This is a genomic window from Paractinoplanes tereljensis (assembly GCF_016862435.1).
GTDB lineage: Bacteria > Actinomycetota > Actinomycetes > Mycobacteriales > Micromonosporaceae > Actinoplanes > Actinoplanes tereljensis.
Genome location: NZ_BOMY01000028.1, coordinates 99,194 through 113,350 on the forward strand (window position 1 = coordinate 99,194; position 14,157 = coordinate 113,350).

At 68.7% G+C, this 14,157-nt stretch carries 15 protein-coding genes; 14 read left to right on the top strand and 1 reads right to left on the bottom strand.

The genetic code is table 11. From position 1 onward, the window contains the following. Window positions 1-53: 53 nt before the first annotated feature. From Ate02nite_RS20765 to Ate02nite_RS20815, 11 genes are all read left to right on the top strand, one after another. On the top strand, window positions 54-1,034 hold the full coding sequence (locus tag Ate02nite_RS20765; protein ID WP_203807985.1) for a carbohydrate ABC transporter permease: 981 nt from the start codon (window positions 54-56) through the stop codon (window positions 1,032-1,034). Then, window positions 1,034-1,888 carry a carbohydrate ABC transporter permease gene (locus Ate02nite_RS20770; protein ID WP_203807987.1) on the top strand — a complete coding sequence of 285 codons (855 nt, stop codon included), beginning with the start codon at window positions 1,034-1,036 and terminating at the stop codon, window positions 1,886-1,888. The genes Ate02nite_RS20765 and Ate02nite_RS20770 overlap by 1 nt, the downstream gene beginning before the upstream one ends. Window positions 1,889-1,904: 16 nt before the next feature. Continuing rightward, entirely contained in the window at window positions 1,905-3,341 is a 1,437-nt protein-coding gene (gene ngcE, locus Ate02nite_RS20775) for an N-acetylglucosamine/diacetylchitobiose ABC transporter substrate-binding protein (protein ID WP_203807989.1), read from the top strand. Between the two features lie 23 nt (window positions 3,342-3,364). Continuing rightward, window positions 3,365-4,270, top strand: a complete 906-nt coding sequence (locus Ate02nite_RS20780) for a carbohydrate ABC transporter permease (protein WP_203807991.1) — start codon at window positions 3,365-3,367, stop codon at window positions 4,268-4,270. An 11-nt stretch (window positions 4,271-4,281) separates the two neighbouring features. Next, the gene (locus tag Ate02nite_RS20785) at window positions 4,282-5,181 is read left to right on the top strand and encodes a carbohydrate ABC transporter permease (protein WP_203807993.1); all 900 of its coding nucleotides are present in this window, start codon (window positions 4,282-4,284) and stop codon (window positions 5,179-5,181) included. A gap of 79 nt (window positions 5,182-5,260) precedes the next feature. Then, window positions 5,261-6,157 carry an ABC transporter ATP-binding protein gene (locus Ate02nite_RS20790; protein ID WP_203807995.1) on the top strand — a complete coding sequence of 299 codons (897 nt, stop codon included), beginning with the start codon at window positions 5,261-5,263 and terminating at the stop codon, window positions 6,155-6,157. Further along, window positions 6,154-6,903 carry an ABC transporter permease gene (locus Ate02nite_RS20795; protein WP_203807997.1) on the top strand — a complete coding sequence of 250 codons (750 nt, stop codon included), beginning with the start codon at window positions 6,154-6,156 and terminating at the stop codon, window positions 6,901-6,903. Before Ate02nite_RS20790 ends, Ate02nite_RS20795 begins: the two co-directional genes overlap by 4 nt. Before the next feature lie 12 nt (window positions 6,904-6,915). Then, window positions 6,916-8,073, top strand: a complete 1,158-nt coding sequence (locus Ate02nite_RS20800) for a sensor histidine kinase (RefSeq protein ID WP_203807999.1) — start codon at window positions 6,916-6,918, stop codon at window positions 8,071-8,073. Continuing rightward, complete coding sequence (locus tag Ate02nite_RS20805; protein WP_203808001.1) at window positions 8,070-8,729, top strand: response regulator; 660 nt, start codon at window positions 8,070-8,072, stop codon at window positions 8,727-8,729. Before Ate02nite_RS20800 ends, Ate02nite_RS20805 begins: the two co-directional genes overlap by 4 nt. An 80-nt stretch (window positions 8,730-8,809) precedes the next feature. Further along, window positions 8,810-10,363, top strand: a complete 1,554-nt coding sequence (locus tag Ate02nite_RS20810; protein WP_203808003.1) for a GAF domain-containing protein — start codon at window positions 8,810-8,812, stop codon at window positions 10,361-10,363. 14 nt (window positions 10,364-10,377) lie between these two features. After that, window positions 10,378-10,995 carry a carbonic anhydrase gene (locus Ate02nite_RS20815; RefSeq protein ID WP_203808005.1) on the top strand — a complete coding sequence of 206 codons (618 nt, stop codon included), beginning with the start codon at window positions 10,378-10,380 and terminating at the stop codon, window positions 10,993-10,995. Here the strand turns inward: Ate02nite_RS20815 and Ate02nite_RS20820 are convergent. Continuing rightward, complete coding sequence (locus tag Ate02nite_RS20820) at window positions 10,934-11,863, bottom strand: LysR family transcriptional regulator (protein WP_203808007.1); 930 nt, start codon at window positions 11,861-11,863, stop codon at window positions 10,934-10,936. The two genes, Ate02nite_RS20815 and Ate02nite_RS20820, sit on opposite strands and share 62 nt — an antisense overlap. A gap of 104 nt (window positions 11,864-11,967) precedes the next feature. Here Ate02nite_RS20820 and Ate02nite_RS20825 point away from each other — a divergent pair, with 104 nt between their 5' ends. The 3 genes from Ate02nite_RS20825 (at window position 11,968) to Ate02nite_RS20835 (ending at window position 14,140) form a co-directional block, all read left to right on the top strand. Then, window positions 11,968-12,813 carry an aldo/keto reductase gene (locus tag Ate02nite_RS20825; protein ID WP_203808009.1) on the top strand — a complete coding sequence of 282 codons (846 nt, stop codon included), beginning with the start codon at window positions 11,968-11,970 and terminating at the stop codon, window positions 12,811-12,813. Between the two features lie 45 nt (window positions 12,814-12,858). Beyond that, window positions 12,859-13,848 carry an L-glyceraldehyde 3-phosphate reductase gene (gene mgrA, locus Ate02nite_RS20830; RefSeq protein WP_438871235.1) on the top strand — a complete coding sequence of 330 codons (990 nt, stop codon included), beginning with the start codon at window positions 12,859-12,861 and terminating at the stop codon, window positions 13,846-13,848. Between the two features lie 70 nt (window positions 13,849-13,918). Then, window positions 13,919-14,140, top strand: a complete 222-nt coding sequence (locus tag Ate02nite_RS20835) for a tautomerase family protein (RefSeq protein ID WP_203808013.1) — start codon at window positions 13,919-13,921, stop codon at window positions 14,138-14,140. Window positions 14,141-14,157 lie beyond the last annotated feature (17 nt).

The following is a 14,157-nucleotide window of genomic DNA, read 5'->3' on the forward strand; positions in this document are numbered from 1 at the left end:
GTCCGGGGCGGGCGGCACCGCTCCCGGCTCCCGGCTTCCGGAAGAGGAATCTGATGTCCGTCGTCGAATCACCGGCGACCCGCCCCACGGGCGGGCCCGCACCGCACCGGGCACCCGGCCGCGCGTCCCGAGCGCGCCGCCGCCGTCAGGGCGCCAGCACCCCGTGGCTGCTCTCCATCCCCACCCTGATCCTGCTGGCCGGCCTGCTCGGTTATCCGCTCATCCGGATGGTCGTGCTGTCGTTCCAGAACATGCGGCTGCGCGAGCTGCTCAGCGGTCGCACCCCACCGTGGGTCGGCTTCGACAACTACACCAAGGTTCTCGGCGACTCGGTCTTCTGGACGGTCGTGGGCCGTACGGTCCTGTTCACGATCGTCTGCGTCATCATCTCGGTCCTGATCGGACTCGGCATCGCGCTGCTGATGCGCCGGGTCAACCGCGGCGTGAAGATGCTGATGATCGTCGCGATGATGTTCGTCTGGGCGCTGCCGCAGCTGGTCGCGGCGCAGATCTTCCGCTGGATCACCGACTCCGACTTCGGTGTCCTCAACTACGTGCTCAACTTCCTGCCCGGCGTGAACTTCGACAACCACAGCTGGTTCGTCAACCCGTGGCAGGGCTGGGGGGTCATCACCACCCTGGTGGTCTGGGCCGGCGTGCCGTTCCTCGCGATCACCCTGAACGCCGGGCTCACCCAGGTGCCGAAGGAACTGGTCGAGGCGGCCACGGTGGACGGCGCGACGCCCTGGCAGGTGCTGCGCAACATCACCCTGCCGATCCTCAAGCCGCTCATCACGATCGTCACCACGCTGTCGGTGATCTGGGACTTCGGCCTGTTCACCCAGAACTGGGCGCTGCGCGACGGGCACCCCGAGCCGGTGTACCAGACGCTCGCGACCTACTCGTACACGCAGGCGTTCGGCCAATCGCGGTACAGCATCGGCTCGGCCATCTCGGTGATCACCGTGCTGCTGATGCTCGGCGTGATGGCGTTCTACATCCGGCAGATGTTCAAGATCGGGGAGGTGGACTGATGGCCCGGGACGAGGGAGTTGTCACCGTCGGCCGGTCGATGGCCGGCACGATCGCCGCCAACACGATCGGCGTGATCTTCTCGCTGTTCATGCTGTTCCCGGTCTACTGGGTGCTGAACACCGCGTTCAAGCCGGCCGACGAGGTTCTCGCGCTGACCCCGACGTTCTGGCCCGAGCACCCGACCTTCGCCAACTTCACGTCGGCGTTCAAGGCGCCGCTGTTCATGCAGGACATGCTGAACGGCCTGATCGTGACGGTGCTGGCGGTGGCCGGCGCGCTGGTGGTCGGCTTCCTGGCCGCGCTGGCGATCGCCCGGTTCAGCTTCTACGGCCGCAAGGCGATCATCCTGGTCGTCCTGGCGGTCCAGTTGGTTCCGTTCATCGCGCTGCTCATCCCGCTGTTCCTGATGCTGCAGACGGTGTCCTTGACCAACAGTCTGATCGGTGTGAGTATCACCTACTTGGTCCTGATCTTGCCGTATACGGTGTGGACACTGCGCGGGTTCATCTCCGGCATCCCGCGCGAGCTCGACGAGGCCGCGCTCATCGACGGCTGCACCCGGGCCCAGGTGTTCTGGCGCATCATCCTGCCGCTGACCGGCCCCGGCCTGGTCGCGACGAGCGTCTACGGGTTCATCCAGGCCTGGAACGAATTCATCATCATCAACACGCTCAACAGCCCGGCCAAGCAGAACCTGATGGCCTGGCTGCTGCAGAACCAAACCACCCGCGGTACCGCCTGGGGGCCCCTCATGGCCGGTGCGATCATCACCTCGATCCCGGTGGTGATCTTCTTCCTGATCATCCAACGCAATATCGCCACCGGTCTCACGGCCGGTGCTGTAAAGGGCTAGCACCTGAGGAGATGCTGTGACCGAGATATTCGCCAAGACCGAGGTCGACCGCCGTACGCTGCTGCGTCGCGCGGCCGCCGTCGGCATGCTGGCCACCCCCGCGGTGGGCCTGCTGAGCGCCTGCGTCGGCGGCGGTGAGGACGAGCCGACGACCCAGTCGACCGGCACCAAGTCGGCGGACAACCCGCTGGGCATCGACACCAAGGCCGGTGTCGAGATCGTCATCTTCAACGGCGGTCTGGGCACGGCGTACGCCACCGACGTGGACACTCCGCTGTTCAACAAGAAGTGGGCCGACGCCAAGATCACGTACTCGGCCACCGAGCAGATCTCGACGGTCATCCAGCCCCGGATCAACGCCGGCTCTCCGCCGGACATGATCAACAACTCGGGCTCGAACCTGATGGACTTCGGTGCGATCGTCAAGGCCGGCCAGGCCGCCGACCTGACCGATCTCTTTGCCGCGCCGTCCTGGGACGTGGCCGGCAAGACGGTTGCCGAGACCCTGGTGCCGGGTGCCGTTCAGCAGGGCACGTACGACGGCAAGCCGTTCGCGATGAACTACTCGTACACCGTGTTCGGCCTCTGGTACAACAAGAAGCTGTTCGAGAAGAACAGCTGGACCATCCCCACCACCTGGGCCGACTTCACCGCGCTGCTCGACAAGATCAAGGCGGCCGGCATCACGCCGTTCGGCTACGCGGGCGCCAACGCGTCGTACTACATGGTCCGGGCCCTGCTCACCAGCGCCGCGAAGATCGGCACCGAGCAGTCGCTCAAGGACATCGACAACCTGAAGCCGGGTGCCTGGACCGCCGACCCGATCAAGCAGGCCGCGCAGGCCTGGGGCGAGGTCGGCAACAAGTACATCAACAAGACCTTCCTGGGCCTCAAGCACACCGAGGTGCAGCTGCAGCAGGACCAGGACAAGGTCGCGTTCTACCCGTGTGGTTCCTGGCTGGAGAACGAGCAGGCCAAGGACACCCCGGCCGGCTTCGAGTACGCGGTGGCCGCGTTCCCGAGCGTCACCGCCGCCGACAAGCTCCCGGCGACCGCCATCAACGCGGCGGCCGGCGAGATCTACTTCGCGGCGGCCAAGGGCAAGAACCCGCAGGGCGGCAAGGAGTACCTGCGGGCCATGCTCTCCAAGGAGGCGGCGCTGGGCTTCACCAAGCTCACCAAGTCGCTTACGGTGGTGGCGGGCGCGTCCGACGGCCAGACCATTTCTCCCGGTCTGACCAGCGCGAACGACATGCTGACCAAGGCCGGCCAGGACGTCTTCGTGGGCTACCTGTTCGACACCTGGTACAAGAAGCTCGACGACGAGTCCCGCGGTGCGGTCAACGACCTGATGTTCAAGGGCGGCGACGCGCAGAAGTTCTGCGACCGGATGGAGGCGGCGTCCCAGGCGGTCGCCAAGGACTCCTCGATCACCAAGTTCACCCGCAGCTGAGTTTCTTCGATAGGTAGGACGCCATGCGGCACGGCAAGTACCCCTTCATCATTGGTTTCCTTGTCGTGCCGGTGGCGCTCTACGCCACCTTCGTGGTGGCGGCGTACATCCAGACGTTCCAGCTGTCGCTGACCAGCTGGTCCGGCCTCGGCAAGATCGATTACATCGGCTTCGACAACTTCGTGAAGCTGTGGCACGACGACGTCTTCTGGAAATCGATCAAGCACAACCTGTTCCTGCTGATCCTGCTGCCGATCATCACCATCGTCATCGCGCTGGTCTTCGCGTTCCTGCTGAACGTCGGCGGCGGGCACAAGGGCGGACAGACCCGGGGCGTGTGGGGCTCCAAGGTCTACCGGATCATCTTCTTCTTTCCGCAGCTGCTGGCCCTGGCCATCGTCGCGGTGATCTTCGGCCGGGTGTTCGGGCCGGACAAGAGCGGCATGCTCAACGGCCTGTTCCCGGCGTCCTGGAAGCCGTGGCTGTTCCTGGCCGACGAGCGGTACGCGATGGCCTGCATCCTGATCGTGCTGGTCTGGCAGGCGGTCGGCTTCTACGTCGTGCTGTTCTCGGCCGGCATGGGCTCGATCTCCACCGACATCTACGAGGCCGCGGCACTCGACGGCGCCACCCGGATCACGCTGTTCTTCCGGATCACCGTCCCGCTGCTCTGGAGCACCATCCAGGTCGCCTGGGTCTACCTCGGCATCGCCGCGTTCGACGCGTTCGCGCTGGTCAACATCATGACCGTGGACCGAGGCGGGCCGAACGGCGCGTCCTCGGTGCTCAGCCTCATGATCTATCGCAACGCGTTCGACTTCTCGCAGGCCGGTTACGCCTGCGCGCTCGGTGTCGTGCTCTTCTTCCTGACCCTGACCTTCGCGGCGCTGACCCTGCGGGTCACCCGGCGCGACTCCGTGGAAGCCTGAGGGGGCGCACGATGACTCTGGTTGCCGACAAGCCCGCCACCAAGAGCGCCGGCGACAAGCCCAGCGCCAAGCGGGACATCAACGCGTTCACCGGGCTCGCGCACATCGCGCTGATCGCCTGGGCCCTGGTCACGGCCGGTCCGCTGATCTGGGTGGTGCTGGCGTCGTTCAAGAACAACACCGAGATCTTCCTGGGCAAGCCGTTCGCGCTGCCCTCGTCGTTCTCGCTGCAGACCTACTTCGACGCCTGGTCCGAGGCGCACATCGGGCGTTATTTCCTGAACTCTGTCATCGTTGTCATCGTCTCGACCGCGGGCACGATGCTGTTCGGGTCGATGGCCGCCTACGTGCTGGCCCGCTACCGGTTCCCGGGCAACCGGTTCATCTACTACCTGTTCGTCTCGGGGCTCGCGTTCCCGACGTTCATGGCGCTGGCGCCGCTGTTCTACATCCTCAAGAACATGGGGCTGCTCGGCTCGTACACCGGCCTGGTCCTGGTTTATATCGCCTACTCGCTGCCGTTCACGGTGTTCTTCCTGGCCGCGTTCTTCAAATCGCTGCCGTACGAGATCGAGGAGGCCGCGACCGTCGACGGCGCCTCGCACACCCGCAAGTTCTTCCAGATCATGATGCCGATGGCCCGCTCCGGCCTGGTCAGCATCACGATCTTCAACATCGTCGGGCAATGGAACCAATATCTGCTGCCGGTGGTGGTGATGACCGGGCCGGGCGCCGAGTCGAAGTACCTGCTGACCCAGGGCATCGCGAACATCAGCACCTCGGCCGGTTACCACGCGCAGTGGTCGACGCTGTTCGCGGCGCTGACCCTGTCGATCCTGCCGATGATCGTGGTCTACGCGATCTTCCAGCGGCAGATCCAGGCCGGCCTGACCGCGGGCGCCGTCAAGTAGTACCTGGGTACCACGGGCGGCCGGCAAGTGCCGCCCGTGGTACCGCTGTTCCGGCCTCGCCGCCCGCCACGATTGACACATGATCGAGGTACGCGAAGTCACCAAGCGGTACGGGACGAAGACGGTTGTCGACAAGCTCTCGTTTACCGCCAAGCCGGGCCAGGTCACCGGCTTCCTCGGCCCGAACGGGGCCGGCAAGTCCACCACCATGCGGATGATCGTCGGCCTGGACGCGCCGACCTCCGGGGATGTGCTGGTCAACGGCCACTCCTACGTGCAGAGCGCCGCCCCGCTGCAGGAGATGGGCGTGCTGCTCGAGGCCAAGGCCGTACACCCCGGCCGCAGCGCGGTCAGCCACCTGCTCGCGATGGCCCGCACCAACGGCATCCCGCGCTCCCGGGTCGACGAGGTGATCGGCCTGGCCGGCCTCTCCTCGGTGGCGCACAAGCGGGTCGGCGCCTTCTCCCTCGGCATGGGCCAGCGGCTCGGCATCGCCGCCGCGCTGCTCGGCGACCCGGCCGTGATCATGCTCGACGAACCGGTCAACGGCCTCGACCCGGAGGGCGTCCTCTGGGTCCGCAACCTGCTCGCCGGCCTGGCCGCCGAGGGCCGCACGGTGATGCTCTCCTCGCACCTGATGAGCGAGGTCTCGCTGATCGCCGACCACCTGGTCATCGTCGGCCGGGGCCGGTTGCTGGCCGACACCACGGTCGCCGGGCTGGCCACCGCCGAGGGCGTCCGGGTTCTCTCCGGCGACCCGGCCAACCTGCGCAACGTGCTCGGCGGCCCGGGCGTCACGATCACCTCGGGCGGGCCGGAGGAGCTGTTCGTCGCCGGGCGCACCGCCCGGGAGATCGGGATGGCCGCGGCGCACTACGGCATCCCGCTGTTCGAGCTCACCCCGAAGACCGCCTCGCTCGAAGAGGCATTCATGGACCTGACCCGCGACGCTGTCGAATACGAGGCTGCCCGATGAAGATCACCCCGGGTGGCGTCGTCGCCGCCGAATGGACCAAGTTCTCCTCACTGCGCTCCACCTGGATCACCACCGGCGTCTCGGCCTTCCTGCTGATCGCGTTCGGCATGATCGCCTCGGCCTCCTTCTCCGGGAACGGGATGTCCGCCGTCGACCTTGCGCTCGGCGGCAGCACCCTCGCGGCGCTCGCCGTCGGCGTGCTCGGCGTGCTGCTGGGCGCGGGGGAGTACACCACCGGCATGATCCGGTCGACACTCGCCGCGGTGCCGCGCCGGCTCCCGGTGCTGTGGTCGAAGAGTCTCGTTGCCGGACTTGCCGCCTTCGTCGTGATGACGATCGGTGCTTTTGTAGCCTTCGCGCTCGGCGGGATGGTGCTCAACAGCGCCATCGCCGGCGTGAGCCTGGGCGACGACGGCGTGTTGCGGGCGCTGTTCGGGGCCGGTCTCTACCTCGGCCTGGTCGCGGTCCTCGGCGTCGCGCTCGGCATCCTGGTGCGATCGAGCGCCGGGGCCATCGCGATCCTGGCCGGCGGGCTGCTGATCCTGCCGGGGCTGGTCCCGCTGCTGCCGAACGCGATCTCCGACGCGATCAGCCCGTACCTCCCGAGCAGCGCCGGCAGCGCCGTGATGTCGCTCACCCACAGTGACGGATCGCTCGGCCCGTGGGCGGGTCTCGCGGTCTTCGCCGGATATGTCGTGGTAACCCTCGGGGCCGCCGCATACCGGCTCAAGAAGACCGACGCCTGAGAGACTCGGATCATGAACGCGCAGGGATGGCTGCTGGACCGGCAGGAGCGGCTGCGGGCCCTCGACCGGCACCGCCCGTGGCTGCTGGACACCCTGGTGGCCATCCCGATCCTGCTGTTCAGTCTGCCGAGCCTGGTCGACCGGCCGGTGTCGGCCGGGATCGCGACCGCGGTCCTGCTGCCGGCGCTGTACCGGCGGCGGCGCTACCCCTTTGCCGCGTTCCTGGTCACCGGGGCCATCCTGGTCATCGAGGGATCGCTGGACGCCGGGGTGGGCGGCGGGGTGGTCATCCTGGTCATGATCTTCGGGGTGGCCTCCCGCGGCACCTGGCGGTCGATCGCCTGGACCGCCGGGCTGACCGTCGCCGAACTGATCGCCGAGGTCTACCTCTTCGAACCGCGGGTCGAGCACCAGACCACCACGTTCTTCCTGGTGCTCGGCACGGCAGCCGGCGCGGTGGCGTTCGGTCTGGTGGCCCGCACCCGCCGGGCCTACCTGATCGCCCTGGAAGACCGGGCCGCCCGGCTGGAGACCGAGCGGGACCAGCAGTCCCGGCTGGCCGTCGCCGACGAGCGGGCCCGGGTGGCCCGGGAGATGCACGACATCGTCGGCCACCACGTGTCGGTGATCGTCGGCCTGGCCGACGGCGGTGCCGCGCTCGCGGTTTCCCGGAATGAGCAGACCGCCGAACCCCTCCGGCTGATCGGCGAGACCGGCCGGCAGGCGCTCGCCGAGCTGCGCCGGGTGCTGGGCGTGCTGCGCGAGGAGGACGCCGACCCGCAGCTGAGCCCGCAACCCGGCCTGGACGACCTGGACCGGCTGCTGCCGAGTGTGCGGGCGGCCGGCCTGCCGGTCACCTACTCGACCTCGGGCGATCTGCACGCTTTGGGGCGGGGTGTCCAGCTCGCCGTCTACCGGATCGTCCAGGAGGCGCTGACCAACACCCTCAAACACGCGGGGCGCGGGGCCACCGCGGAGGTCACGGTCGCTGCGTCGTCCGGAGAGGTACGGGTACGCGTACGGGACAACGGTGTCGGTATTGCCGCCCCGGCCAACCACGGGCTGGTCGGCATGCGCGAACGCGCGTCGATGTACGGCGGATCGGTGCTGGCCGGCCCGGCCGAGAACGGCGGCTGGCTGGTCGAAGTCGTCCTCAAGGAGCCCGCGTGACCACCGTGCTGATCGCCGACGACCAGCCGCTGCAGCGCCTGGGTTTCAAGATGCTGCTCGACGGCACACCCGGGATGACCGTGGTGGGCGAGGCGTCGAACGGCGCCGAGGCGGTGCGGATGGCCGGCCAGACCCGGCCCGACGTGGTGCTGATGGACGTGCGGATGCCCGGCATGGACGGCATCGAGGCGACCCGCCGGATCACCGCCACCGGCGACCGCACCCACGTGCTGATCCTGACCACCTTCGACCTCGACGAGTACGTCTACGCCGGCCTGCGCGCCGGGGCCGGCGGCTTCCTGCTCAAGGACGCCCGCCCCGAGGAGTTGATCGCCGGCATCCGGGCCGTCGCCGGCGGCGACTCGGTGGTGGCGCCGAGCCTGACCCGCAAGCTCATGGACGCGTTCGTCGATCGGCCCGACGTGGTGGTCGAGGACCCCCGGCTGGGCGCGCTGAGCGAGCGGGAACGGGAGGTGCTGGAGGCGATCGGCCAGGGGGCCACCAACGCCGAGATCGCCGAGCGCTTCACCCTCACCGAGTCGACCGTGAAGAAGCACGTCGGCCGGGTCCTGGCCAAGGTCGGGGCCCGCGACCGCATCCAGGCAGTGATCTTCGCGTACGACAACGGCTTGGTCAGACCAAATACCGGCCGGTAACTCTTCTCAAGAAGCACGACCTCGCGGCGATAGTCCCATCACCGACGGCCCCACCGGGCCCTACGCGTGAAGGGAGCAGCGTGTTCGGCTCGAAGAACAAGGCAGAATCCGCCCTTTTGAATGCCGACCTCGATGAGGCACGAGCGGACGTCGAGGCGGTGACGGCGATCGTGCGGGCCATGGAGACGGCCACGTCCCCCGACGAAGCGATCGGCGCCGCCCTCCGGCTGGTTCGCGAGCGGTTCGGCTGGGCGTACTCGTCGTACTGGCAGCTGGACTCCTCGGCGCAGGTGCTGCGCTTCGCGCAGGAGAGCGGCGACGCCGGCGAGGAATTCCGCCGGGTGACGCTCGAGGCCGCCTTCGCCGAGGGCGTCGGCCTCTCCGGCCGCGCCTGGCGGGCCCGGGACCTGGTCTTCGTCAAGAGCCTCGCCGAACTCACCGACTGCTCCCGGGCCCCGGCCGCGACCCGCGCCGGAGTGCACAGCGGCATCTGCTTCCCGCTGATCGAGGACGACAAGGTCGTCGGCACCATGGACTTCTTCGCCCTGGAGGAGCTGCACCCGTCCGAGGGCCGGCTCGCCGTCCTGCGCACGGTCGGCCTGCTCGTCTCGAACACCCTGATGCGCCTGCACGAGGGCGTCCGGCAGGAGAAGGCGGCCCAGGACGTCGAGGCCGTCTCCACCGTGATCCGCCAGATGACCCAGGCCACCAGCCAGGACGACGCGCTGCGGTCCGCGCTGGAGACCATCCGCAAGGACTTCGACTGGCAGTACGGCTCGTTCTGGCGGCTCGACGAGGAGGGCAACGTGCTGCGCTTCGCCCTCGAATCGGGCGACGCCGGCGCCGAGTTCCGCCAGGTCACGATGACCGCGTCGTTCGCCAAGGGGGTCGGCCTGTCCGGCCGGGCCTGGGCCCGCGGCGACCTGGTCTTCGTCGAGGATCTCGGTGAGCTGACCGACTGCGTACGCCGGCCGGCTGCACAGCGCGCAGGGGTTAAGTCGGGCGTCTGCCTGCCGATCAGGGTGGGCGGCAAGATCGTCGGAACGATGGACTTCTTCGCGACCCGGACCCTGATCATGTACCCGGGTCGCGAGTCGGCCCTGCGCAACACGGCCTTCCTGGTCGGGCAGGCGCTCGAGCGGTTCACCTCGAAGGAACAACTGCACAGCGCGGGCCGCACCCTCCTCGACTCGATCGCCGAGGTGGAGCGGAACGTGAGCTCGGCCGCCACCGTGGCGGCGCAGGGCGAGCGGCTCGCCAACGAGGCGAACGAGCAGGTGGCGGCACTCGGCCAGGCCAGTGCCGAGATCAACCAGGTGGTTCAGGCCATCCAGTCGATCGCGGCGCAGACCAAGCTGCTCGCCCTGAACGCGACCATCGAGGCAGCTCGGGCCGGCGAGTCCGGCAAGGGTTTCGCGGTCGTCGCCGGCGAGGTGAAGGAACTGTCCAGCGAGACCGAGCGGGCCACCGCCGACGTCAGCGACCGGGTCAACACGATCCAGGCGCGGGTCGACGCGGTCACCGCCTCGCTGGCCGACATCCACACCGCGGTGGAGCAGATCAACGAGACGCAGGAACTCATCAGCGGAGTCCTCAAGGAGCAGGTCGCCGTCACCGGCGCCATCCTCAACTGATTCGGGAGAGACAGATGACCAGCACGAATTGGGCTCGCCTGAGCGAAGGCAACATCAGGTGGGTCGAGGGCCGGAGCCGGGCCGACGGCCAGCGCGGCGCGGTCCGCCGGGCGGAGCTCACCACTTCGCAGAACCCGTTCGCGCTGGTCCTCGGCTGCGCGGACTCCCGGGTGCCGGCCGAGATCCTGTTCGACCAGGGACTCGGTGACCTGTTCGTGGTCCGCACCGCCGGGCAGACGGTCGACTCGGCGGTGCTCGGCTCGATGGAGTACGCGGTCGAGGTGCTCGGCGTCGAACTGCTCGTGGTTCTCGGGCACGAGGGCTGCGGCGCGGTGGCCGCCGCGGCCCGGGTGATCGACGAGGTGGCGGTGCCGCACGGCTACATCCGCGACGTCGCCGAGAAGATCGCGCCGAACGTGCTGCGGGCCCGGCTGGCCGGGGCGTCCACTCCGGAGGAGGTCGGCGCGCAGCACGCGGCGTACACCTTGGAGCTGCTGCGGGAACGTTCCTCGGCGCTCGACAACGCCATCCGGCGTGGTGCCCTGGGCGCGGTCGCGACCCAGTACAGCCTCAAGACCGGCCGGGTGTGCGAGGTTGCTCCGCTGTCCGAGCCGCATCTGCTGGCGGCCTGACCATCCGCAGCAGCGCCTCGCCGGCCGGACCGGGCGGGGCCGCTGCGGGCAGCGCCACCGACACCTGCCAGGCCGCGCTGCCGCCCCCGTGCAGCGCGGCCGCATGCAGCCCTTTCGCATGCGGCTTGCGGGTGACCGGGGCCGGCACCAGCGCCACGCCGAGGTCCTGGTGGACGAAGTCGAGCAGCGTGTGCACGTCGTTGACCTCGACACTCACCCGGCGGACCGCGCCGGCCCGGGCGAAGCTCTGATCGTTGACCTGCCGGGCACCCCAGTCCGCGCTGAAGTCGATGAAGTCCTCGCCGGCCAGGTCGGCGACGCCGACGGCGTCCTTCTCGGCCAGGCGGTGGCCCGGGTGGCAGAGCAGCATCATCTCCTCGGTGGCCACCGGCAGCAGGCGTACGCCGTCCGGAGCCGGCCCGGGCAGCGCGACGAAGCCGACGTTGAGCCGGCCCAGCCGGATCTGTTCGACGATCTCGCCGGAACCGGCGTAGGCCAGCCGGATCTCCACGCCCGGGTGCGCGCGCCGGAACGCGGCAAGCATCGGCGGCAGGTCGATGACGCCGAGGCAGTGCTCGGAGCCGACGGTGAGACTGCCCCGCAGCAGCCCGCGCACCGCCGCCACCGCGTCCCGGGCGGCGGCCGCCCCGGCCAGGGTGCGCCGGGCCTCGGTGAGCAGGGCCTGGCCGGCGTCGGTCAGCTCGACCCGCCGGGTGTGCCGCACGAACAGATCGGCGTCCAGCTCTTTCTCCAGCGCCCGGATCGAGGCGGACAGCCCCGACTGGGCCACTCGCATGCGTTCCGCCGCGCGGGTGAAGTGCCGCTCCTCGGCGACCGCCACGAAGTACTCCAGGTGCCGCAACTCCATGATTGAGCAGTCTAGGTGCTGAATCCGAGCGGTTTCTTCTGTTGGACGCGCGGTCGGTTGGGTAGGAGGGTGGAGTTCGTACCCGTACCCGAGAGGACCCCCTCATGCAGAGCCGCCGGATCGGCGATGTCCAGGTCAGCGCGATCGGCCTCGGTGGCATGCCGATGTCGATCGAGGGCCGCCCGGACGACGAGCGCTCGATCAGCACCATCCACGCCGCGCTCGACGCCGGCATCACCCTGATCGACACCGCCGACGCGTACCACCTGCACGCCGACGAGGTCGGCCACAACGAGTCGCTGATCGCGCGGGCGCTCGCCTCCTACGGCGGGGACACCAGCGAGGTGCTGGTCGCGACCAAGGGCGGCCACCTGCGCCCCGGCGACGGCAGTTGGACGCTGAACGGCTCTCCTTCGTATGTAAAAGAGGCCTGTGACGCGTCGCTCAAGCGCCTCGGCGTCGAGGCGATCGGCCTCTACCAGTTCCACCGGCCCGACCCGTCCACGCCGTACGCGGAGTCGGTCGGCGCGATCCGCGACCTGCTCGACGCCGGCAAGATCCGGATGGCCGGCATCTCCAACGCCGACCCGGCCCAGATCGTCGAGGCGAACGAGATCCTCGGCGGCCGGCTGGTCTCGGTGCAAAACCAGTTCTCGCCCGCGTTCCTCTCCTCCACGGCCGAGTTGGAGCTGTGCGACCAGCTCGGCATCGCCTTCCTGCCCTGGTCACCGCTGGGTGGCATCGGCCGGGCCGGTGGTCTCGGCGGCGGCTTCGCCGAGGTGGCCGAGCGCTACGGGGTGAGCCCGCAGCGGGTCTGCCTCGCCTGGCACCTGTCCAAGTCGCCGGTGGTCATCCCGATCCCGGGCGCCAGCCGCCCGGCCACCATCCAGGACTCGGCGGCCGCCTCCGAGCTTGAGCTGGCCGCCTCCGACCTCGCGCTTCTTCCCTGAGGATCTTTCGTGACATTTGCCGCCTCTAATGACCGCTACGACTCCATGGAGTACCGGCGGACCGGGCGCAGCGGCCTGAAGCTGCCCGTCGTCTCGCTGGGCCTGTGGCACAACTTCGGTGACGACAAGCCGATCGAGACGCAGCGGGCCATCCTGCGCCGCGCCTTCGACCTCGGCATCACCCACTTCGACCTGGCCAACAACTACGGCCCGCCGTACGGCTCGGCCGAGTCCAACTTCGGCCGGATCCTGGCGCAGGACTTCCTGCCGTACCGCGATGAGCTGGTGATCTCGACCAAGGCCGGGTACGACATGTGGCCCGGCCCGTACGGCGATCTGGGTTCCCGGAAGTACCTGACCGCGTCGCTGGACCAGTCGCTGAAGCGGATGGGCCTCGACTACGTCGACATCTTCTACTCGCACCGGCACGACCCGGACACCCCGCTCGAGGAGACGATGGGCGCGCTGGACGCGGCCGTCCGTTCCGGCAAGGCGCTGTACGCCGGCATCTCGTCGTACTCCCCAGAAAAGACCGTCGAGGCGGCCGCGATCCTGCGTGACCTGGGCACGCCGCTGCTGATTCACCAGCCGTCCTACTCGATGCTCAATCGCTGGATCGAGGAGGGACTGCTCGGCGCCCTGGAATCGGTCGGCGCTGGGTGCATCGCGTTCTCCCCGCTCGCGCAGGGCATGCTCACCGATCGCTATCTGGGCGGAGTCCCTGCGGATTCGCGCGCGAGCCAGGACAAATCGCTCTCGACCGAGTTGCTCAGCGCGGACAATTTGGACAAAACTCGTGCGCTGAACGATATCGCCGGGCGGCGGGGTCAATCCCTTGCGCAGATGGCGATCGCCTGGGTGCTGCGCGACCAGCGGATGACCTCGACGGTGCTGGGCGCCAGCTCGGTGCGTCAGCTGGAGAACAACGTGGCCGCGCTGGCCAACACGTCGTTCAGCGACGACGAGCTGGCCGAGATCGACAAGTACGCCACCGAGTCCGGCATCAACCTCTGGGCCCGCTCCAGCGACTCCTGACCAGGCGTCACACGGTTTCGCACACGCCGCGGCGGCACAGTGCTCCCATCCGTTCAAGGGGGGAGACACTGTGCCGCTTATCAATGTCCGGGTCATCGAGGGAGTCTTCGACACGGCCCAGAAGAATCGCATGATCGAGGACCTGACCAACGCGATGGTCGCGATCGAGGGCGAGAACATGCGCCCGGTGACCTGGGTCGTGGTCGAGGAGGTGGCCAGCGGTGAATGGGGGATCGCCGGCAAGCCGCTGACCACGGCCGATGTCCGGGCGCTGGCCGCCGGCGTCAGCTGAGCGACTGCCGGATGCCG

Coding starts and splice junctions, on each gene's coding strand:
- Ate02nite_RS20765 (WP_203807985.1), top strand. CDS start 54: ATGTCCGTCGTCGAATCACCGGCGACCCGCCCCACGGGCGGGCCCGCA.
- Ate02nite_RS20770 (WP_203807987.1), top strand. CDS start 1,034: ATGGCCCGGGACGAGGGAGTTGTCACCGTCGGCCGGTCGATGGCCGGC.
- Ate02nite_RS20780 (WP_203807991.1), top strand. CDS start 3,365: ATGCGGCACGGCAAGTACCCCTTCATCATTGGTTTCCTTGTCGTGCCG.
- Ate02nite_RS20785 (WP_203807993.1), top strand. CDS start 4,282: ATGACTCTGGTTGCCGACAAGCCCGCCACCAAGAGCGCCGGCGACAAG.
- Ate02nite_RS20790 (WP_203807995.1), top strand. CDS start 5,261: ATGATCGAGGTACGCGAAGTCACCAAGCGGTACGGGACGAAGACGGTT.
- Ate02nite_RS20795 (WP_203807997.1), top strand. CDS start 6,154: ATGAAGATCACCCCGGGTGGCGTCGTCGCCGCCGAATGGACCAAGTTC.
- Ate02nite_RS20800 (WP_203807999.1), top strand. CDS start 6,916: ATGAACGCGCAGGGATGGCTGCTGGACCGGCAGGAGCGGCTGCGGGCC.
- Ate02nite_RS20815 (WP_203808005.1), top strand. CDS start 10,378: ATGACCAGCACGAATTGGGCTCGCCTGAGCGAAGGCAACATCAGGTGG.
- Ate02nite_RS20820 (WP_203808007.1), bottom strand. CDS start 11,863: ATGGAGTTGCGGCACCTGGAGTACTTCGTGGCGGTCGCCGAGGAGCGG.
- Ate02nite_RS20825 (WP_203808009.1), top strand. CDS start 11,968: ATGCAGAGCCGCCGGATCGGCGATGTCCAGGTCAGCGCGATCGGCCTC.
- mgrA (WP_438871235.1), top strand. CDS start 12,859: ATGGAGTACCGGCGGACCGGGCGCAGCGGCCTGAAGCTGCCCGTCGTC.